This window comes from Tepidibacter hydrothermalis (assembly GCF_029542625.1).
Classification (GTDB): domain Bacteria; phylum Bacillota; class Clostridia; order Peptostreptococcales; family Peptostreptococcaceae; genus Tepidibacter_A; species Tepidibacter_A hydrothermalis.
This window is the reverse complement of sequence record NZ_CP120733.1, coordinates 2968499-2991784: the sequence shown is the minus strand read 5'-3', so window position 1 is coordinate 2991784 and position 23286 is coordinate 2968499. Positions and strand designations below refer to the sequence as shown.

Annotated in this window: 18 protein-coding genes and 1 other annotated feature; of the genes, 15 read left to right on the top strand and 3 right to left on the bottom strand. The window is 27.9% G+C overall.

The genetic code is table 11. The features are described 5' to 3' along the window. Positions 1-2: 2 nt before the first annotated feature. Positions 3-575: a helix-turn-helix domain-containing protein gene (locus tag P4S50_RS14105; protein ID WP_277731441.1), complete on the bottom strand. Its 573-nt coding sequence runs from the start codon at positions 573-575 to the stop codon at positions 3-5. Positions 576-681: 106 nt separating this feature from the next. Further along, entirely contained in the window at positions 682-1554 is an 873-nt protein-coding gene (locus P4S50_RS14100) for a cation diffusion facilitator family transporter (RefSeq protein ID WP_277731440.1), read from the bottom strand. Positions 1555-1862: 308 nt separating this feature from the next. On the opposite strand from P4S50_RS14100, the gene P4S50_RS14095 reads away from it, so the two are divergent. From P4S50_RS14095 to P4S50_RS14045, 11 genes are all read left to right on the top strand, one after another. Further along, a complete protein-coding gene (locus P4S50_RS14095) occupies positions 1863-3212 on the top strand; it encodes a TrkH family potassium uptake protein (RefSeq protein WP_277731439.1) in 1350 nt (449 codons plus the stop codon). 15 nt (positions 3213-3227) lie between these two features. After that, entirely contained in the window at positions 3228-3881 is a 654-nt protein-coding gene (locus P4S50_RS14090) for a potassium channel family protein (protein ID WP_277731438.1), read from the top strand. 2 nt (positions 3882-3883) lie between these two features. Beyond that, positions 3884-4684: a TrmH family RNA methyltransferase gene (locus P4S50_RS14085; RefSeq protein WP_277731437.1), complete on the top strand. Its 801-nt coding sequence runs from the start codon at positions 3884-3886 to the stop codon at positions 4682-4684. Positions 4685-4700: 16 nt separating this feature from the next. Then, positions 4701-5495 (top strand): DUF1189 domain-containing protein, encoded by a 795-nt coding sequence (locus tag P4S50_RS14080; protein ID WP_277731436.1) that lies wholly within the window; start codon positions 4701-4703, stop codon positions 5493-5495. Between the two features lie 198 nt (positions 5496-5693). Then, entirely contained in the window at positions 5694-7697 is a 2004-nt protein-coding gene (locus P4S50_RS14075; protein ID WP_277731435.1) for a methyl-accepting chemotaxis protein, read from the top strand. A gap of 140 nt (positions 7698-7837) precedes the next feature. Continuing rightward, a complete protein-coding gene (locus P4S50_RS14070) occupies positions 7838-8233 on the top strand; it encodes an FxsA family protein (RefSeq protein WP_277731434.1) in 396 nt (131 codons plus the stop codon). A 463-nt stretch (positions 8234-8696) separates the two neighbouring features. Beyond that, the gene (locus P4S50_RS14065; RefSeq protein WP_277731433.1) at positions 8697-9011 is read left to right on the top strand and encodes a hypothetical protein; all 315 of its coding nucleotides are present in this window, start codon (positions 8697-8699) and stop codon (positions 9009-9011) included. A 180-nt stretch (positions 9012-9191) separates the two neighbouring features. Next, the gene (gene lepB, locus P4S50_RS14060) at positions 9192-9725 is read left to right on the top strand and encodes a signal peptidase I (protein WP_277731432.1); all 534 of its coding nucleotides are present in this window, start codon (positions 9192-9194) and stop codon (positions 9723-9725) included. 1115 nt (positions 9726-10840) lie between these two features. Next, positions 10841-12244, top strand: a complete 1404-nt coding sequence (locus P4S50_RS14055) for a sensor histidine kinase (protein ID WP_277731431.1) — start codon at positions 10841-10843, stop codon at positions 12242-12244. Positions 12245-12340: 96 nt separating this feature from the next. Beyond that, positions 12341-13516 (top strand): hypothetical protein, encoded by a 1176-nt coding sequence (locus P4S50_RS14050; protein ID WP_277731430.1) that lies wholly within the window; start codon positions 12341-12343, stop codon positions 13514-13516. Positions 13517-13543: 27 nt separating this feature from the next. Continuing rightward, positions 13544-14203, top strand: a complete 660-nt coding sequence (locus P4S50_RS14045) for a response regulator transcription factor (protein ID WP_277731429.1) — start codon at positions 13544-13546, stop codon at positions 14201-14203. Between the two features lie 94 nt (positions 14204-14297). Here the strand turns inward: P4S50_RS14045 and phnD are convergent, their stop codons facing one another. Continuing rightward, a complete protein-coding gene (gene phnD / locus P4S50_RS14040; RefSeq protein ID WP_277731428.1) occupies positions 14298-16172 on the bottom strand; it encodes a phosphate/phosphite/phosphonate ABC transporter substrate-binding protein in 1875 nt (624 codons plus the stop codon). Positions 16173-16371: 199 nt separating this feature from the next. Continuing rightward, positions 16372-16586, top strand: a binding site (T-box leader). 219 nt (positions 16587-16805) lie between these two features. Between phnD and pheS the strand changes: the two genes are divergently transcribed. The 4 genes from pheS to P4S50_RS14020 all read left to right on the top strand — a co-directional run bounded on the left by pheS (position 16806) and on the right by P4S50_RS14020 (position 23280). Then, entirely contained in the window at positions 16806-17825 is a 1020-nt protein-coding gene (gene pheS / locus P4S50_RS14035) for a phenylalanine--tRNA ligase subunit alpha (RefSeq protein WP_277731427.1), read from the top strand. Positions 17826-17837: 12 nt separating this feature from the next. Continuing rightward, the gene (pheT, locus tag P4S50_RS14030; protein ID WP_277731426.1) at positions 17838-20219 is read left to right on the top strand and encodes a phenylalanine--tRNA ligase subunit beta; all 2382 of its coding nucleotides are present in this window, start codon (positions 17838-17840) and stop codon (positions 20217-20219) included. A gap of 60 nt (positions 20220-20279) precedes the next feature. Then, a complete protein-coding gene (locus P4S50_RS14025; protein ID WP_277731425.1) occupies positions 20280-20783 on the top strand; it encodes a cell division protein ZapA in 504 nt (167 codons plus the stop codon). 91 nt (positions 20784-20874) lie between these two features. After that, complete coding sequence (locus tag P4S50_RS14020; protein WP_277731424.1) at positions 20875-23280, top strand: U32 family peptidase; 2406 nt, start codon at positions 20875-20877, stop codon at positions 23278-23280. Positions 23281-23286: the final 6 nt, after the last annotated feature.

Genomic DNA, 23286 nt, shown 5'->3' with positions numbered 1-23286 from the left:
AATTATTTTAAGTTATCTTTTTTTAAGAAATTAGGTGTGTTTACAACAAGCATTTTTACATTTTTATTTGTGTGGTTTACCCAATTGTGATTTAGAGAAGAATTAAAATGAACACAATCCTCTGGGTGAAGTACATACTTTCTGTTGTTTACATAAAGGGTTAAGATGCCTTCTAATACATATATAAATTCTTCTCCCTCGTGAGAGTATTCAGTTACCTCTTCATCACCTTCATATGGAAGAACGTTTACTAGTTTAGGCAACATAACCTTATCGTCTATATTCTGAGATAGATGGTAATAAACTACCTTAGAATTTACTACTTGAGATACTTCTTGCTCATAGCTTTTCATTATAACAGAATCATTATTTTTTTGTCTTGAGAAAAAGTAAGTCAATTCTACATCTAAAACAGAAGCTATATTTTCTAGACAATCTATAGCAACGCTTGTCAATCCTCTCTCAAGTTGAGATAAAAATCCTATAGATAATCCTGATTTTTCGCTTAAAACTTTGAGCGTCATAGCTTTACTTTGCCTTAGTGTTTTTATTTTTTTTCCTATGTCTTTATTCATAACTTTACCTCTTTTCATTTTTTCATTAGATTGAAATTATTATTTTGTATGTGTAATATATTATAGCATTGGTTTGAATATTTTGAAATGTATATTGATTACTATATTAATTATTATCACAAGGTTCAACATGTATTATTACTTCTTTTACCCCATTAAATTCAAGTATAACCATATCTTCTATATAATGAGATAAAATATGTGTATTTTCAAGAGTGAGGTACTTATCCACACCTATAGTAAGGTCTACTCTTATTCGGTTTTCTTTTCCGTGAGTTCGTATATTGTTACAATATAGAACTTTATCGATTTTCATAACAAAGTCATGTATGCACTTAGCATCAATCATAGCACCATCTGACAATACTTTTATTGCAGGAATCAATATCTCAAAAGATGCCTTTATTATAAGTATGGATATTACAAAAGAAATTATTATATCTAGTATTATAAACCCCATTTTTATAGTAAATAAACTTATTAAAACTGATATAGACACATATATATCACTTTTAGTGTGAATAGAGTCTGATATTAGTATTTCGCTTTGAAGTTCCTTTCCCTTATGAAATTCATAAGTTGAAACAAAGAAGTTAATAATTAATGTAAGTATCATTATTATAAAATTATATATATTAATAGTAGGAAGTGTTGGATTTAATAATTTATTATAAGAACTTGTTATTATTTTGAATGACATTGAAAATAATAACAAAGATATGAAAATAGATGCTAGTGTTTCAAATTTTTCATGACCATAAGGATGTGTATCATCAGGAGGTTTAGAAGATATGTATATAGCCAATATTCCTATTATATTAGATACACTATCACCTAAAGAGTGAATACCATCTGCAATCATGCTTGATACGTTAGTGTAATATCCATAAAATACTTTAGAAAAAGCAACAATTAAATTTAATATTAATATAAATATCAATATTTTTTTTACATTATTATAGTAAGTGTTATAAGTCAAATTAGTCACTCCTTTAACAAAGTATTATAAAAATACATTATATTGATTGAAAATAGTTACTTAATATAATAAAATAGTAGTTATTATATTAAGATATAGCTAAATATTACAATATATACATTAATTAAAACTCTATAAATCACTGATCGTGGGCTTTATTAAATTAAAAATACATAATATAAATAATGTATAGTTTGTTATGTATTAAAAATAAACTTGAATATTGAATTGAATAGTATATAATTTACATTGTTTGAATTAATATGAAATTATTACAGTATATTCTTATTACGTAAAGAGGTGAAAAAATGTTAGGTAAATATATTCGAAAAAAGAAGAGATTATCTCCCGCTCAAATAATGGTTATCGGATTTGCGATGATAATATTAATAGGAGCTATGCTTTTAAATACTACTATTGCAACTAATAGTGGTGAAAAAATAGGATTTGTAAATGCCTTATTTACTTCTACGTCAGCTGTTTGTGTTACGGGTCTTGTTGTTGTAGATACAGGTACTTATTGGACCTTATTTGGTAAAGTAGTCATTATAACCTTAATACAGGTTGGAGGGCTTGGATTTATGAGTATGGCGACGATGTTTGCTATACTAGTGAGAAAAAAAATATATCTACACCAAAGACTTCTTATACAAGAAGCATTAAATCAATATGATTTATCAGGACTTGTAAGACTTACAAGACATATATTAATAGGAACTTTTGTAATAGAAGGTATAGGTGCTGCTATACTAGCTAGTGTATTTATACCTAAGATGGGATTTGCAAAAGGAATAGGATATGGAGTTTTTCATGCTATATCAGCTTTTTGTAATGCAGGCTTTGATTTGATGGGTAATTTTTCATCATTAACATCTTATGTTGACAATATTACTGTTAACATGGTAATAATGATGCTTATAATACTTGGTGGTTTAGGATTTCCTGTTATATTTGATATTATGAAGAAGAGAAAATTTTCGAAGTTCAATCTTCATTCTAAAATAGTAATATCTATAAGTTCTTTTTTAATATTATTTGGATTTATACTATTTTTTGCAATTGAGTATAGTAATCCTGATACTTTAGGAAATCTTTCTTTTAAAGGAAAAGTTTTAGGTGCGCTTTTTCAATCTGTAACAACAAGAACTGCTGGATTTAATACTATAGATCTTGCGGCTATGAAAGATAGTTCAAAGTTTTTAACTGTTATATTCATGTTTATTGGTGGTTCTCCTGGATCGACTGCAGGAGGTATAAAAACTACTACTATAGGAGTATTATTTCTTGCTGTAATAGCTTTTGTAAAAGGAAAAGAAGATGTTGAAGCATTTGGAAGAAGAATATCTTACACTGTTGTAAACAAAGCTTTAGGAGTTATTGCTATAGGAATTAGCATTGTTGTTGTTCTAACTATGACTTTAAGTTTAACTGATACAAAATTTACATTTATCCATATACTGTTTGAAGCTGTTTCTGCTTATGGAACGGTAGGGCTTAGTATTTTTGGTAGTCCTAATTTAACTACTGCGGGTAAATTATTAATAGCTTTATCTATGTTTGCAGGAAGAGTTGGAGCTTTAACTATATTATTCGCTATTTCGAATAGAAAGAAAAAAAATATTATAAGATATCCAGAAGAAAAAGTAATTGTTGGATAGAGAGGAGTTTTGTTTATGAAGCAGTATGTAGTAATAGGGTGTGGAAGATTTGGTACTTCTGTAGCTACAACATTATATCTTTTAGGACATGAGGTTATGACTGTAGATAAAAATTATGATATAGTACAAGGCATAGCTGATAAGGTAACTCATGCGGTACAAGCTGATGCTATTGATGAGAATACAATGAGATCTTTAGGTATTAGAAACTTTGATGTTGCAGTTATAAGTATAGGTGCTGATGTTCAGTCATCTATAATGGCTACATTAATAGCTAAAGAACTTGGAGTTAAACACGTGCTTTGTAAGGCTCAAAATGAGCTACAAGCAAAGGTACTTTACAAAATAGGAGCAGATAGAGTAGTGTTTCCTGAAAGAGATATGGGAGTTAGAGTGGCTCATAATCTAGTATCTGAGAATGTTTTAGATCATATAGAACTTGATCCTAACTATTCTATAGTTGAGATAGTAACTCCTAGTGATTGGGTAGGAAAAAGTCTTATGGAATTAGACTTGAGAGCTAAATATGGAATAAATGTTATGGCTGTAAAGCATAATAAAGATATAGATATATCGCCATCACCTGATGCAAAGTTCCAAAATGAAGATATATTGGTTGTTATAGGTGAGAATACTAAAATAAACAAAATAAGTGCAGAGGATAGATAATAATGACTGTAGAAATAACTAGTAAAGATAATGAAAGAATAAAATATACTAAATCTTTGCTTAAATCAAAAAAGAGAAATCAAGAAAAAAAATTTATAATAGAAGGTTATAGAATAGTAAAACAGGCTATGCAGTGCAGTGCTATTATTGACTATATTGTATATAATGATGAATTTTTAAATAAAGATGAGCATAAAGAATTTATACAAGCTTTGGAATTGGAAAACTATAAAATGTATAAAACAACTAATAAGCTCTTTAAAGAAGTGTGCGATACTGAAAAACCACAGGGAATAATAGCTGTAGTTGAATATAAAGAGCATTTTTTAGATGACTCACTAAAAGAAGAAACTGATTTTATAGTAGTACTTGATAGAATACAAGACCCAGGTAATATGGGAACTATAATAAGAACAGCGGATGCAGCTGGAGCGCAGTCTATAATTTTATTAAAAGGTTGTGTAGATGTATATAATCCTAAGGTTATAAGGTCTACTATGGGTTCGATATTTGATATGAATATTGTAAATTGTGTTGATGAAGATTTGGATATTATAAAGAATAAAGGATTTAACATAGTTTCTAGTTATTTAAATACGGATAATTACTATAATAGTGTTGATTATGGAGAAAAGGTAGCTTTGGTTATAGGTAATGAAGGCAATGGTATAAAGGATGAAATAATAGATAAGTCTGATATATTGGTTAAGATACCTATATACGGAAAGGCAGAGTCACTAAATGCTGCCATGGCTTCTGGAATACTGATGTACGAAATAAAGAATAAATTGACTTGTAAATAGAACTAGGAGGAAGAATATGGATGAAATTAAAAGCCATAAGGTAAGTTTCTTTGAAAGATTTAAAAGAAGTATAGTTGACATACGATCTTATAATTTTTTCGTCAAAGAATCATTAGGTAAAGGAATATTGTATTTATTTTTACTATCTTTAATGGTTGCATTTATAACTTCGTCAGTAATGTCTTATAAGTTCAAAAATTCGTTTGAAGATGAAGCAAGAGGGATTATGATTCAAATGCCTGATTTTGAATTTAAAAACGGAGAAATGAATGTAGAAGGTGATATGCCGCTTAGAATTGATGATTACATTATAGTTGATACGACAGGGAATACAGATGCAAGTGTGCTTGACTCTTATAATGAAGGAATTTTAATTCTTAAGGATAAGGCAGTAGTAAAGAAAAATGTTGTTGAAAAAAGAGAATTTGATTTCAGTTCTATAAATGATGTTGAATTCAATAAACAAGATGTTGCTAAATATATTCCAAAGATAAACAACTGGATTAGCATATTTATAGTTCTATTTGGAATGATATTTGGAACACTTTGGATTATGCTGTCTACTATGATAAATGCATTAATTCTAGGTATAGCTGGAATTATAATAAGTAAGGTTCAAAAGATGGATATTGAATTTGGATATATATATAAGATATGTATATACGCATTTACATTATCTATAGTAGTAGATAAGCTTATAATTGGTTATATGCCTATTTACATACCGTACTTTAATATCGTTTATTATATTGTAGCGGGAATTTATATGTATAATGCCATGGATAGTTATAGAAGAGAAATTCAACAATAAAAAAGAAAATTATATGATGATTAATGGAAAAATGAAGCTTTTAATAAGCTTCATTTTTTTAGTTACAAAAAAAATAGAGTATATAAATAAATTCATGTTTAATAAAAAAATAACAAAGAATAGACAGGAATTTAAGAGTAATTGTAGAATATATTACAAACCGATCGAAAAAAGTCGATTGAAAAAAGGAGGGAATATATGAAATTTACAATTAAGACTAAGTTGATTATTTTGGTTTTAGCGTTAATAGTGATACCTTTATCGATTTTAGGAAGTACATCCTATGTCAACTCAAAAAAGGTATTAGAAAAACAGTTTAGAAATTCTATGGAAGCTCTTAACAATGATATTAAAGAATCTATTGAAAATTATTTTGATGGATACAAAAATGGTATTAAAATGATAGGTACAAATGTTGATGCTGAACAAATACTTATTCACCCAGAATATGAACCTTTTTTAATGGAATTATTAGAAAATTATATAGAAAGTTATCCAGATGCAACTCATATATACATGGGAACAGTAGACGGAGGTTTTAGAATATATCCTGATATAGATCTAGGAAGTGACTATGATCCTAGAACAAGACCTTGGTATAAAAAAGCTGTAGAAAAACAAAGTGTTGTCGTTACAGATATATATATGGATGTTGTTAACAAAAAACAATCAATCGCGTGTGCATCTCCAGTTTATGAAAATGGAGATAAAAATAAATTAGTTGGTGTAGTTAGTGTAACAATACCAATAGATGTATTATCGGATAAAATAAACGCTATAAAAGTAGGAGAAAAAGGATATCCATATATTTTAGACTTTAATGGGAAATTTATTACACATAAAAATCCTGAATTAATAGGAAAAGAAATAAATGTACCAGAAATAAAAAACGTTGTAAGTAGTGATTTAGATAAAGGGATTATAGATTATAAGTGGAAAGAAAATGATGGAAGTACATCTGAAAAGTTTTCTGCGTATAAAAAAATGCCAGAGTTTGGATGGACTGTTTTATCTGCTATATATATAGATGAAATAAAAGAAGATACTAGTGGGATACTTAGTAATGCTATATTGATTGGAATAATTATACTTATAATTGCATCAGTAGTAGGAATAATGCTTGCAAATAATATGTCTAAAAACATGAATTATATAGTAAATGGCATGAATACGGTAAAAGATGGAGATTTCACAGTAGAATTAAATGTTAAATCAAATGATGAAATTGGATTGATGTCAAATAATTTTAATATTATGGTGGAAAATGTTAAGCGCCTTTTAAATAACGCAAAGGATGTAAGTGAAGAAGTAGCGGGTGCTGCAACAAATCTTGTAGTTACATCAGAACAGACTAGTGCATCAAGTGAAGAAATAGCAAAAACAGTAGAAGAAATAGCAAGAGGAGCAGGACAGCAAGCAGTAGATGCAGAAAATGGAGCAAAGCTTGCATCTAATTTAGATGATAAATTTAATAAATTGGCAAATAATACAGATACTATGTTTAAAAATGCAAATGAAGCAATTGATATAAATATAGAAGGTGTAAATGTAGTTAATGAACTTAAAGAAAAAACTGATTTAAATAATCAATCTATCGATAAAATAGAAGCTGCAGTAAAACAGTTAAGTGAAAAATCTAGTAATATAGAAAATATATTACAAACGATAAGATCTATAGCTGATCAGACAAATTTATTGGCATTAAATGCAAGTATAGAAGCAGCAAGAGCAGGAGAAGCAGGAAAAGGGTTTGCAGTTGTTGCTGAAGAAATAAGAAAGCTTGCACAAGGGTCTAATGTTGCAACTGATGAAATCAAAGAAATCGTAGATGCTATAAAATATGAAAGTAAGAACACGGTTGAAATTATGAGCGAAGTAAAAAATGTTTCGATTGACCAAAATAAATCTGTAAAAGATGTAAATAGTTCATTTGAAAAAATATCTAAATCAATAGATAATATTACAAATGAAATAGAGCAGGTTAATAAATTTGTAATCGATATAATAAAAGATAAAGATTTAATAGTTGAGGCTATAGGAAGCATATCAGCAGTATCAGAAGAGACAGCAGCAGCGTCTGAAGAAGTTACAGCTTCAGCTCATCAGCAATCCAATGATGTTGATAAAGTTGCAAAAAGTGCAGAAAGACTTAATGAACTTTCAGCAAAGTTAAATGAACAAATAGATAGATTCAAAGTATAAGAGTCACCTCCTTAAAGTAAATAACTTTAAGGGGGTTTTTCTTCATAAAAAATAAAACTGTTGATTATAAATACAACAACAGATAATTTAAATGGAATATGATAAACTAGTAGTATATCATAAGTAAGGAGATGAAATAAATGTTGATGAGATTGATACTTTTATTTACGATAGTTCCATTAGTTGAATTGGCTATACTGTTCAAATTGAATGCTTATATAGGTTTTTTCAGTACAATAGGAATAGTTGTTTTCACAGGGGTTTTAGGAGCGTATTTAGCCAAATCGCAAGGAAGAGAAATTTTATTTCGAATAAGACATGAGATGCAGGATGGAAGACTTCCTGGGGATCAATTGATTAATGGATTGTGTGTATTAGTAGGAGGGGCTATGCTTTTAACTCCTGGTATTTTAACTGATATGGTTGGATTTACTCTTGTTATACCTGTGACTAGAGAGTTTGTAAAGGGATTTGTGAAGGATAAGTTGCAAAGGATGGTTGATGAGGGAAAAGTTAATTTGTATTTTAGATGGTAGATATAAAGTTGCATCTTTAAGATGAATAATCTTAAATATGCAACTTTTTTGTAGTTTAGTCGAAAAATGAAACTTATTAAAATACCACTCATGTGTTAAATCTTTTAAATAAAACTAAGTATTACGTCTTATTGAATATCCTAAAAGTTTTAAACTCCCGTTGGTCATACAACAAACTTTCTTAACGGATATTCAAACAACGCAACACAAGTTTTATTTTAAAATATTTAAATCAATCGCTAACATTTTAATAAGCATCATTTTTAGGTTGGTAATAAAAGTTAAAAAAAGCAATTGATAGTATCTATGCATTATTAAATTTAAATAACTTTTTTCATTTCCGAGGAAATTATATGATTTTTATTTTCATACAATGATTAAAAATGTAATTATTGTAATTTATTACAAAATAATAAAAAAACATGATACTATTATATATATCTAATATATGGAGGGTTTTAAAGTGTGGGGCGATATATTTTTATTAGTAGCGGGAATATATCTTATAATAGGTGGGATATACAAAATTAGAAGGTGTGAAGTAATTGATATAGAGGTAAACAAATTTTTCTATAATTTTATAGTTATAAAAGATAAGAAAAAGTATTGTAAATTATTAGGTCAAAGCAGATGCTTTTCATTAATATGTCTGTTAATTATCTGTTTTATAGGTTGTAAATTAGAGATTATATCTGTTATTTATACTTTTGGATTGATTTTTGTAATTGGAAAGATATATTTTTTTATTAGATTTATGAAAGTTATAGGATTGAAATAATGTTTTGGATATATAAGCAAATTATACAAAAGTATGAGGAATATAGGGATTGAAGTTATAAAATAGTAAAAAACTAGTTTTTGGTGACTTGAATGTATGAAAATATTTTTGTAGTAGAAGATTAAAGTGTATGGTACAATTTGGATATGTAAAAAAATACCTGTAAAATGGAGGAAGAAAATGAGTAATATTAAATATGAAATCTTAGAATGGATAAAAACTATAAGTGTATCCATAGTTTTAGCTTTTGTCATAACTATGTTTATAAGACCTACTATTGTACAAGGTCAATCTATGAATCCTACACTTGAAGATAAAGACTATTTAATAATAGATAAGGTTTCTTATAGATTAAATGAACCATCTAGAGGAGACGTTATAGTGTTTAATTCGGAACTTACTACTGAAAAAGGAAAGAAAAAACATTTGGTAAAAAGAGTTGTAGCTACTGGTGGGGATAATGTAAAAGTATGTAATGGTAAAGTGTATGTCAATGAAAAAATTATAGAAGAAGGTTATATAAATGGAGATAATACAGATGGGGATTTAGAAGTTAAAGTACCTAATGGTTATGTATTTGTGTTGGGAGACAATAGATTACCCTATAAAAGTGTTGATAGCAGAAGTGAATTAGTGGGCTTTGTAGATGAGGATCAAATAAATGGAAGAGTATTAATAAGGTTATATCCTTTTTATAAAATTAAATTATTTTAGGATTTATAGGATATGAAAAACTTCATAGAATATAAATCCTAATATTATAATAATTTCTAATTGTGTTAATGATTATACTAATATAGAAATGGGAACTTTTATCACATCAAAACAGCTACTGAAAAGGAAGTAAGAAAAAGAGTTAGGTACTAAAGTTTTTAGTACCTAACTTTTTTTGTTGGTGTTTACGCGAAAATAAAGGCTATTTAAATACCGTTATTTCGTCAATATTTTAATAAAACTTAGATTTTGATTTATAAAATATCCTAAAAGTTCTAAACTTCCTATGGTCAGACAACAAACTTTTTTAACAGATATTTTAACATCTCAATCTAAGTTTTATAGTAAAATATTAACGGAAAAATAGCTAACATTTAAATAACCTTAATTTATGAGTATCGACTCAAATGAAAAGATTGAAAAAAGAAATAATATGAGATAATGAACCTTATATCTTAAAAGTTTAACTTAATATCAATTTCAAGCGTAGAATACAAGTTATTATCCAAATTATTCCACATAGTCTACACAGTACAATATGATTTTCTGACAACTTATTTGCTTTATATTTTTTAGATATTGACAGCGAATTTTTTATATAAACTGGATTTATTGTTAATGTGATATAGAAGATGAGTAGTAAAAAGTAAAACATGGCTTCGTTACTATCTATCAAATAAAAGGTTAATAGAAATATATATGAGATATTGAATATGATTTGAATTGTTTTTTTTATATTCATTTCTATAACCGCCCCTCTGTATATACTATGATATCATAATTACAATTTTTAACAATAACCTATACGGTCTATATAAAATAAATATAAATATATAGAAAAATATTTTGCGAAGGACTTTTTTATTGGTGTTTAAGTAAAAATAAAGATTATTGAAATTATGCTAGTTAGTAGGTTATGTGTTAAAATTTACCTGAAAACTATTTCCGCTATCAATATTTAGTGTTATAATCATATTGCTCATCCTTTATAGTAATTAATTTTCGTAATTAAAATAATTTTGCTATAAAGTGATGATTTTTTTATGTCTAATTTTAAAGAGTACAAATTTTATTTATTCAACAATATAGAGGTAAATAAGTAAAGGGGAGATTTGATGAAATTTTGGCAGAAGATATTTACATATCATTTCATTTTATTTGTAATTATCTTTAACTTAGGGGGAGTTTTTTTAATAGAAAGTATGCATAGTTTAAGTTTAGACAGGGAAATTGAAAGAGGTTTAAGTGAGCATCTTAGTATTTATTCTGGAATGAAATTAATAGGTAAATATAGAATGAATTATGATGAAAAATTTAATAAGGATATGCTCAGTGTATCTATGAGAGACTTTTTAAAAAGTGTTAATGATGAGAAAATTCGCATTGAAATTTTAGATAGATATAATAATACAGTTTTTAGTAATTTAAATTTTCATGTTTCTAAGGAAAGAGAAGAGTTAAAAAATCCTTATGTAGATAAAAGAAAATATGTAATAAGGGATGTAGACGATAAAACATTTTTATTTATAACGAATTTATTAGATGCTGGAGGAGAACAGCTGAAATTTACATATGTAAGAGATGTAACATATATTTATGAGGATAGAAAAAAAGTATATTATTTTTTCATTAAGTTAGATATTATCATATCTATTATACTTGCACTTGGAACTTATATTTTAAGTAAACGCATAACAAAACCTATAGATAAGCTTATAGATTCTATACAAATTATTGAGAATGGTAATTTTTCAGAAAGAGTAAATATACAATCTAATGATGAAATAGGTGTTTTATCAAATCATTTTAATAAAATGGCATCTGTTGTGGAAGAAAAAATGAATCAGTTAAAGAAAAATATAGATGAAAAGCAACGGTTTATAGATAATTTGACACATGAAATAAAAACTCCATTAACTTCTATTATTGGATATGCTGATTTTTTAAGAAATATAAAATATGATGAGGATGCATTTTCAAAGGGATTAAATAGTATATTTAAACAAGGAAAAAGGCTTGAAACTCTTTCATCTAAAATGATGGAGTTGATAATATTTAAAAGAGAAAATTTTGTAATGAGAAAAGAAAATATTAAAAATATAGTAATGGAAATAAAGGAAGTTTTAAAACCAAAACTTAAAAACAAAAATATAGAATTAATTATTTCTGGAAAAGATATGGAAATTGTAATGGAAAAAGACTTGATTGAAAATTTAATAATTAATTTGATAGACAATGCAGTAAAAGCGTCTAGTGATAATAGTAAAATATATCTAGAGTTATATAAAAATTCAAACCCTATTATTGAAGTTAGAGATGAAGGAATAGGTATAAAAGATAAAGATTTACCAAAGGTATTTGAACCTTTTTATATGGTTGATAAATCTAGAAAAAAATTAAGTGGTAGTGTGGGATTGGGGCTCTCTATTTGTAATGAAATCGCAAAAATTCATAAAGCTAAGTTATTAATAGAAAGTAAAGTAAATATAGGTACTAATGTAAAAATAATATTTGATTAAAGTTTACAAATTCTTTACAATTTGTATACATTTACAATAAGTTGTATTTTTAAAATTGAGTTGTGAGAAAAATACAATTGAAGGGGGATTTGTTTTATGAAATTAAAAAAATTAGTACCTATTATTTTAAGTATATCGATATTATTAGGTGGGTGTAGCAGCTTTTCTTCTATTCAAAAAGATAAGGTTATGGTAGAAAAAACAAATGATGAGGAAAATAATGCGAAGATTAGTAAAGAAGAAGCAAAGGAAATAGCAGTTGACTATCTTAAAAAATGTTATGACATAAAAGAAGATAAAGAAGAACTAAAGAATTTAATAAATGAAGTTGACTTTATTAAAAATCCACAAGAAACTTCATATTTTTGGAACGGAAGACAAGAATCAAATGGAGCTTGGAGAGTATTATGGGATAAAGAAGGAAATAAACAGCATTCTTATAATGTACTATTAGATGCTAAAAATGGTAAAATGATTGAAATACAAAATTATGTTGGAGTAGATACAAAAACTATAAAAAAGAGAAAGTCTATAATTAATCTAAAACAAGCAAAGAAAAAGGCATTTGATTTTGTAAAAAATACTGAATTAGTGAGTGATATAAATAAATTAAGGTTAGTAGATGTTTATGAAGAAGGGATTAATACTTTTATATTTTTGTATAATGAAAAACAATTAATATATGTAGATGTAGATAGAACCTCGGATAAAGTTTCTAGAATTACTCATTATAGAGCACCTATTATTTTTATGTATGATGATATAGATATGAAAATAAAAAAAGAAAAAGCTGTAAAAATAGCTATTGATGGAATTGAAAAATACTTTAATGTAAAAGTAGATAGAAAAAAATTATCAGAGCAAATTTGTTATTATGAAGAAGCTAAGAATAATAATGGAACAACAATTCCTGGTAGATGGGATATAAGATGGAATGATTTAAAAGAAGAAATAGAAGAAAAAAAAATTATTGATTATAGTGCTGTTATAGACCCGAATACAGGGGAACTTAGATATGTAAGTTTTTCAAATACAGATTTAAATAAAGAAAATTTGAAAATTAGCGATGAAGAAATGAAGCAAATAGCACTTGATTTTATAGACAAGACTAAATTTGTAAGCGACATAAAAGATTTAGAAGAACCTAAAATAAAAAGATGGAGATATAATGGTAAAGAAAAAGGGACATTAGAGTTTAAATATAAAGATGAAATTTTATGGATTTGTATTGATTTTACAAATAAAAAAGTATTTAGTATAGGTTATAGATAAAAAGAAGAATCGGGGTGAACAGCTGTATTGGAAAAAATTCTAATAGTTGAAGATGATACTGATATTTCAGATTTAATACAGATGAATTTAAGTATGGTAGGCTATGATACTAAGCAGGTTTATGATGGAAAACAGGCTTTAGAACATGTAGAAAAAGAAAACTTTGATTTAATAGTTCTAGATGTTATGCTTCCTGAGATAGATGGATTCAGTGTTATGGAAAGAATTAGACATACTAACTTACCAGTAATATTCTTAACTGCTAAAAACTCAATTTCTGATAGAGTAAGAGGGTTAAAAATAGGGGCAGATGATTATATTGTAAAGCCCTTTGAATGTATAGAACTTTTAGCTAGGATTGAATCTGTATTAAGACGTTATGGTAAAAAGAACAATTATATTTTGTTGAAAGATTTGGAGATATTTTTAGATGACAGAGTAGTAAAGAAAAGTGGTAAGATTATCGATTTAGCTTGCAAAGAGTTTGAATTATTAAAGCTTTTGATAGTAAATAAGGGGATGTCTTTAACTAGAGAAATAATCTTAGAAAGAGTCTGGGGGTTTGACTATCTAGGAGAAACAAGAACTGTTGATATGCATATTCAAAAAATAAGAAAAAAACTAGATTTATTTGATGAAATAAAAACTATATATAAAATAGGATATAGATTAGAAAATTTAGACTGAATTTATTTAACGTACTTACTATATTGAAAAGGAAGTATGAAAAAGAATTGGATACTAATGCATTAGTATCCAACTCTTTTTACACACAAGTAAATTACATAATTTTTCTAACTACATCATAAATTTCATCTCTATTTTCATTAAATCCTTGGATAGGGGTATTTAAAGTTCCATTAGGTTTGAAATTTATAAAACTATTTTTAAGCTGTTCAATAATAGTATCTGAAATTTTAGAACTAACAGCAATTGCATCTTTAGGAATGTTTTCTATAGATTCAATTATTTTAAGATCATTAATTGGGAAGCCTTTAGTTTTTAAACCTTCTATTGCTTCATTGTATGTTGCACCTCCGTCTAATTCACCTGACAATACTCCTTTTATAACATTATCATGATTTCCCATGAAGGTTACTTTATCAAAAATCTTATCTGGATTTAAATTATTCGATTTGAATATATTACGAGCATATAGATATCCTGAAGCACTATTTACATCAACATAACCAAAACGCTTATTTTTCAAATCCGATAGTCTTTTAATACCACTATCTTTTCTAACAACAATATAGCCATTATATGTTGTTTTACCTCCAACTTTAGGAGTTGCAATAGGTATAACGTTACTATTTTTACGAGCATTTACATAAGCAAAGGGTGAAAACCATCCAACATCTATGACTCCATCATTTATTCCTTGATTAATAGCATCATAATTTTTTACTATTACAGTTCTAGCTTTATATCCTATGTTTTTGCAAACTTTATTTAAAACTGGAAGATACATGTTTTTAATATTTTCAGGTGATGTGAAGGGGTTAATTCCAAATATTATTTCATTTTCTTTTTTTGACTTAACTGTTATGGTCTGAAGATCTTCAGATACTTCAGTTAATTTGTTAAAGTATGTATTTATTTCATTATTTTTATTTTGTTGAACATTGATCATATCTATAGAATCACAAATAATATTATTTGTCTGTTCTACAGCAGAAGTTACAAATTCTGTTGTTGAATCAATTTCTCTAGCTAAGTCACTCTGTCTACCAGACATATTTTTAATCTGGGTCACTGAATTTCTTATATTATTAACAATAGTTTCTATTTTCCCAATAACTTCAGCTGATTTTTTTGAGATATCATCTACTTTGCTTATTTTATCTTCATAAATATCCATTGTATCATTAGAATTTTTTATGCCATCTAGTATTTCCTTTAAAGTGCTATCTATTTTTGCAATCGATATATCAATTTCATTAGATAATTTCTGTATTTCAACAGCAACAATTGAAAAACCTTTTCCAGCTTCACCTGCTCGAGCTGCTTCTATTGAAGCATTTAATGCAAGAAGGTTTGTTTGTTTAGATATTGATTTTATATAATCAACAATTGTATTGATTTTTTTAGAAGAGTTCTGTAACTCGGTATTGTCTTTAACTGCCATATTAATAACTTGTCTAAAATCTTTTAAAAATTCCCCAATACTATTCATAGTATCAAGATTTTGATTTAGCATTGCATATGATTGAATTGATTGGCTTTCTATATTATTTATATTTTGATCTAATTCTTCAGAGGTTGATGCTAGTTGATTAATTTTTGAATTTGTTTCTTGCATACTTGCCGTATTCTGCTCACTTAATTCTTTTATCTGATATGAAATAGTTACTAGGTTATTAAATGCAGTTATATTATCCTGTGATAACCATGACAATTGATGAATATTAAAGCCTAATGTTTCAGATACTACGAATAGTTTTTCATGTATTTCATCATCTTCACTTATGTTTTGTTCTATAATTTCCATCTTATTTATTTTTTTATATGAATTTTGAAATAATAAATAAACAATGAGTAGCTCTGTAGCAATAAATAGTATCTTGAATATAAAGGAAGATAAACCCGATAAATAAATTGATAATTGTATAATTAGTAATATACAAGAACTAAAAATTAAACTATTATTTTTCAATTTTTCTCACCCTTTCATACGATTATTAATAGAATTTTGAATATTCTAATCTTTAGATAAATTTACTAAATTATACCATTTTAAAAAATTATTGTAAATCAACCTTTTTAATATAGTTAAAATGAATTTTTATTGTATTTTCAAAAGTGTATTGACGATGTTATTGAAATGTGATATAATGCAACATAAAGTTTAATACATAAAAGCTATGAAAGAGAGAGTATTTTGAAGCATCTTAGATTAGAGAGGAATATAAAGCTGAAATTATTCCCTAGGATATCAAGAGAAGTTCACTCTGGAGCTTTAAGACTGAAATAACAGTAGGTTTTAACGTTAGGCGCGTTAAGTCTTCGAGTGGTCTATTTAATAGACTATTAGGGTGGTACCGCGGAATATAAGTCTTTCGTCCCTTTCAGGGATTGAAGGGCTTTTTTTAATATTAAAAACTTACAGCTTTAGATATTAAGATTTATATTAATTTTTCACTAAGCTTATATAGCGGTTTTTTGTTAAGAACATACAAGGTAAAAACAGCTATATAAAAGGCGTTCAAAATTAATATAAATCTCAATATCATCAATGAATGGTAAGTTTTAAATATATAAAACAATATTATATGAGAGGGTGAATTAAGTGAAAGATCAATTAATTAACATAAAAGACAGTGCCCTAGCACAGATCAATGAATGTGTTAAAATGGACGAAATCGAAAGCTTAAGAGTTAAGTACTTAGGTAAAAAAGGTGAGATAACTGACATATTAAAAGGAATGGGTAAGTTATCAGCAGAGGAAAGACCTGTTATGGGTAAGGTTGCGAATGAGGTAAGATCTGAGATTGAAGATGCTATAGCTTCTAAAAAAGAAGAGATAAAGACTATAGAAAAAAATGCTAAGCTTCAAGAAGAGGTTTTGGATGTTACTATGCCTGGGAAAGAGTTTAAAGTAGGAAAGAAACACCCTATAACTCAAATAATAGATGAAGCTAAGTATATATTTACAGGAATGGGATTTAAGGTTGCACAGGGACCGGAGATTGATACTGTATTTAACAACTTTGATGCACTTAATGCACCTAAGAACCATCCATCAAGAGATACTAGTGATACTTTCTATATAGATGACAATTTACTTCTTAGAACACAAACATCTCCAGTTCAAATAAGAACTATGAAGTCAACTGAGCCACCTATTAAGATAATAGCTCCTGGAAGATGTTTTAGATTTGATGCACCAGATGCTACACATTCTCCTATGTTCCATCAAATAGAGGGACTTGTAATAGGTGAAAATGTTACAATGGCAGAACTAAAAGGAGCTCTTAATGAATTTGTTAGACAATTATTTGGAGAGAGTACTAAGACTAAGTTTAGACCTCATAACTTCCCATTTACAGAGCCAAGTGCAGAAGTTGATGTAACTTGCTTTAAGTGTAAAGGTGAGGGATGTTCAGTATGTAAAGGTGAAGGTTGGATAGAAATACTTGGATGTGGAATGGTTCATCCAAACGTGCTTAGAAACTGTGGAATAGATCCAGAGAAGTACAGTGGATTTGCTTTTGGTATGGGAGTAGATAGAATAGCAATGCTTAAGTATGAGATAGATGATATAAGATTATTATTTGAAAACGATATGAGATTTTTAAATCAATTTTAAGGGAGTGTTAATATGTTAGTACCTGTTAAATGGCTTAGAGACTATGTTGATATAGATATGAATACACAAGAATTTGCTGATAAGATGACTATGACTGGATCAAAGGTTGAAAAGGTTGAGTATTTTGGAGCAGATATACAAAAGGTTGCAGTTGGTAAAATATTAGAAATAACTCAGCATCCAAATGCTGATAAATTAATAGTTACAAAGGTCGATGTTGGGACTGAGGTTATTCAAATAGTAACTGGAGCAAAAAATGTAAAAGAGGGAGATATAATTCCTATTGCATTAGTTGGAGCAAAACTTCCTGGTGGAATAAAAATTAAAAAAGGAAAATTAAGAGGTGAATTATCTCAAGGTATGATGTGTTCAAGTGAAGAACTTGGAATTCCTTTTAGCATGATTGAAGAAAGCAAAAGAGATGGAATATATGTATTAGATGAAGAATACGAATTAGGAGCAGATGTTAAAGAAGTACTTGGAATAAATGATGCTTTGATAGAATTTGAGATAACTTCAAATAGACCAGACTGTTTATCTATTTTAGGTATTGCAAGAGAGGCTGCTGTTACAATAGGAAAAGAACTTAAATACCCTAATATAGAGGTTAAAGAGTCAGATGAAGTAGCTGAGTTTAACATAAAGATAGAGGAAGAAGATTTATGTAGAAGATATGCTACTAGAATAATAAAAGATGTTAAGATAGAGCCTTCTCCATACTGGATGCAAAGAAGACTTATAGAAGCGGGTATTAGACCTATTAGCAATATAGTTGATATTACTGCATATGTCATGTTAGAGCTTGGTCAACCACTTCATGCTTTTGATTTGGAAAAGTTAGAAAGCGACACTATAGCTGTAAGACGTGCTAATGGTGAAGAAAAGTGTACAACTTTAGATGGCATTGAAAGAACATTAAATAATGATATGCTATTAATAACTAATGGAGAAAAACCTGTTGCAATAGCTGGAGTTATGGGTGGTGAAAACTCAAAGGTTGGTGATAATACTAAGACTGTACTTCTTGAAAGTGCTAACTTCGATGCTGATAGTATAAGAAAAACTTCTAAGAAGCTTAACTTAAGAACTGACGCATCTGCTAAGTTTGAAAAAGGAATAGATGTTAACTTAGTTGAAACTGCAATAAACAGAGCGGCGCAGTTAATTGAAGAGTTAAATGCAGGAACTGTATTAAAGGGAATAGTAGAGAATTATAATACTCCTGTAACAGAGCAAAAGATAACTGTTAGACCTCAAAGAATAAACAAATTATTAGGAGAGAATATTCCTCTTAAACAATTTATAGAGATACTTGAGAGCTTAGAGTTTAAGTGTGAATTAGTTGAAGATAAGGTTGAACTTACAGTTCCAAGCTTTAGACTTGATATGGCAGAAGAAGCTGATGTACTAGAAGAGGTAGCAAGAATATTTGGATATGATAATATACCATCTAAGATGCTATATGGAGATAACACTATGGGACTTCAAACTATAGAGCAATTATTTGAAGAGAATATAAAGAATAGTTTAGTTTCTATGGGTCTTAATGAAATATTAACTTATTCATTTGTGAGTCCAAAAGGTGTAGATAAGATAAATATTTCAAAGGATTCTATAAAGAGAAACTTTATAAAGATTAAAAATCCTTTAGGTGAAGAAACTAGCGTTATGAGAACTACATTATTATCTAATATGCTAGAGGTTGCAGCTAGAAATAATTCTAGAAAAGTTGAAGAATTTGCAGCGTTTGAAGTAGGAAATACTTTTATGCCTATGGATGAGATAATGCCTGTTGAGAAGAAAGCTATATGTATGTCTATGTACAAAGACGGAATAGATTTCTTTGATATGAAGGGAATGGTTGAGGAATTATTCAAGAATATAGGATTTAATAAATATGAAATACTTCCTGAAAAGAATCATACTACATTCCATCCAGGAAGATGTGCAAACATAGTATATAACGATAATATAGTAGGTGTATTTGGAGAATTACATCCAGATGTATTAGAAAACTATGATATAAATAAGAGAGTATATGCTGCTGAGTTTGACTTTGAATTATTATTAACTTATAGAAATGATGAAAAGTTATATAGACCACTTCCTAAGTACCCTGCTATGACAAGAGATATAGCGCTTCTTATTAAAGATGAAGTATACGTTAAGGAAATAGAGGATATAATTACTAAGAATTCTCAAGGTTTAGTAGAAAGCTTCAAGTTATTTGATGTATACAAGGGAGAGCAGATAGAAGAGGGACATAAATCTGTTGCATATTCTTTAGTATATAGAAGCAAAGATAAAACTCTTACAGATGAAGAAGTAAATAAAGTTCACGAAAACATACTTAAAGAGCTTAGCGAGCAAATAAATGCTAATTTAAGATTGTAAAATTCTTAAAAAAAACTTACAATAGTAAGTAAAGAGAAAACTCTAAGGGGCTGAGTTAAAGTGAACAAAGTTACCGTAAGAATAAATGGTCAAGAATATAACATGGTTGGTAAAGAACCAAAAGAATATTTGTTAAAAGTTGCTAGCTATGTAGATGATAAAATGCAGGAGGTAGTCGAGGCTAATCCTAGCTTGAGTACAGCCATGGCAGCGGTTTTGACAACATTGAATATAGCGGATGAACTTTACAAATGCTCATATGAATTAGATGAAGTTAATACAAAATATAAAAAACCTCTTCAGGATTTGGAAAATGCAAATACAACTTTGATAGAGCTTCAAGACAATATAAGTGAAAGAGATAAAAAAATAGAAGAACTAGAAAAGGAATTAGAAAAATATAAAGAGGAATTAACTTCAGTTAAACAAGAGTATGAACAAAGGAAAAATAGTTTCAAAGAACAAGAAGACAGACTTGCAGAAGCTGAAGAAATAGCAAACAGTTTTCAAAATAGGCTGTATGATATGCAAATGAAAATAGTTGAATTAGAAGAAAAAGAATAAAGGATAATACCTCCAGGAAAAATAAGCCTGGAGGTTTTATTCTGTAGAATAAAGTGAAACGAAATTAAATAATAATGTAGGAGTTGGTAATTTGAGTAATATAGAACTATTAGCACCTGTTGGAAGCTTTGATGCCTTAAGAGCAGCAGTATCAAATGGAGCTAATGCTGTGTATCTTGGAGGCAAAAGTTTTGGAGCAAGAGCATCAGCTAATAATTTTGATACAGAGGAAATGAAACAGGCTGTGGCGTATGCACATATAAGAGATGTTAAGGTATACGTGACTGTGAACACACTTGTAAAAGAAAGTGAAATAAACTACTTTTTAAAATATATAAACTTTTTATACAATGTAGATGTAGATGCACTTATACTTCAAGATATAGGTATGACAAAATTAGTTAAAGAACATTTCCCTGATTTTGAAATACATGCCAGTACTCAAATGGTTGCTCATTCACTTGAAGATGTAAAATATTTAGAAAAATTAGGATTTAAAAGAGTTGTACTTGCAAGAGAACTTGAAATAAGTGAGATTGAATATATATCTAAGAATACTTCTGTAGATATAGAAGTATTCGTACATGGTGCTTTATGTGTATGTTATTCAGGTCAATGTCTTATGAGTAGTATGATAGGAGGAAGATCTGGAAATAGAGGAAGATGTGCTCAACCATGCAGAAAAGTGTACGATTTAATAGACAAGAGTAACAATTCAAGCGTTAACTTAGATGATAAGTATCTGTTAAGCCCTAGAGATTTAAATACAATAGAAGAACTTGATAAAATAATAGATACAGGAGTTTTATCTCTAAAAATAGAAGGAAGAATGAAAAGAGCTGAGTATGTAGCTACAGTAGTTGGATCATATAGAGAAGTCTTAGATTATTATCAAACTAATAAAAAACTAAAAGTTAAAAAAGAAACATTGGATGATTTGTATAGTATATTTAATAGAAAATTCACTAAAGGATATATACTTGAAAAAAGCGGAAAAGAAATAATGAATCCTGAAAAGCCAAATAATACAGGTCTTTATATAGGTAAAGTTGTAGATGTAGATAAAAGAAGAAATAAGATAACATTAAAGCTTGAGAATACACTTAAAAAAGGTGATGGACTAAGTATTGGTGGAGGAAATGTAGGAAGAATACTTAAAAATAATGATATATTAACTGAGGCTCATGAAGGAGATACTATACAACTTGATTTTAATATACCTATACAAATAGGACAAGAAGTGTACAAGACTTTAGATAGCGAGCTGCTAGATAGATCTAGAAGAACTTATGAAAATGAAGTTGAAATTAAAAAAATTCCTATCAAAGGCAAAATAATATTAAAACTTGATGAATACCCGTCTCTTTTAATAAAAGATAATGATGATAATAAAGTTAAGGTTGTAGGAACTAAAAAAGTAGAAAAAGCTATAAAGGTAGCTTTATCAGATGAAAAAATAGAAACTCAATTATCAAAACTTGGAAATACACCTTATGAATTAAAATCTATATTAATAGACAAAGATGAAAATATAAGCATGCCTGTTAGTATTTTAAATGAAATAAGAAGAGAGGCTGTTGAAAAATTAAATAATAAAAGAAAGAATTTAAACAAAAGAAAATTATCAAAAATAGAAGTAGAAGATAAAGAAAAATTAGATAAAGATGTAAGAGATACTAAAGTAAATGTAAAGATAAGAAAAATGTCTCAGCTTAGAAAAATAGCAGATCTAAATATTGATACTATATACTATGAAGATATAGACACATTGAAAGATGCTATGAATGTATGTAAAGAACACAATAAAAATATAGTATACTGTCCTCCTAGAATACTTAGAAATAATCAATACAATATATTAGATGAAGCAATTGACATGGGAATTGATGAATTCTTAGTATCTAATATAGGTATGATAAATAAATTATCTGATTACACTATGTATGCAGATTATTACTTAAATGTATTCAATAGCGAAACTATAAAACATCTTCAAAATGAAAATATAAAATCTATAGGTTTATCTCCTGAGCTTAATTTACATGAGATAAAGCAGGTTTTAAGCTATGTTGATATAGAAGCTGAAGCAATAGTTTATTCTAGAATACCTTTAATGATAAGTGAATATTGTCCTATGGGAGTTCTGACTAGAAACTGCAACAAGGACAAAAGATGTGGAACTTGTAATCAATCTAAGTATTTATTAAAAGATGAAAAAGGACAAGAATTCCCTGTATCTCAAGATAAATTCTGTAGATCTATAATATACAATTCTAAGATTTTATGTATGATTGATCACTTAGAAGATATGTATAATTCGGGTATTAGCGCATTTAGACTAGAGTTTACGTTTGAAGAAGAGAACTTTATAAGAGAAATAGTTAAAGCCTATATAGATATAATAGACAATGATTTTGAAGTTCAAGATAGCGAAATGCATGAAAAATTAATAAATGAGGGAATTACTAAAGGACATTACCTAAGAGGTGTCGAATAAAGTATA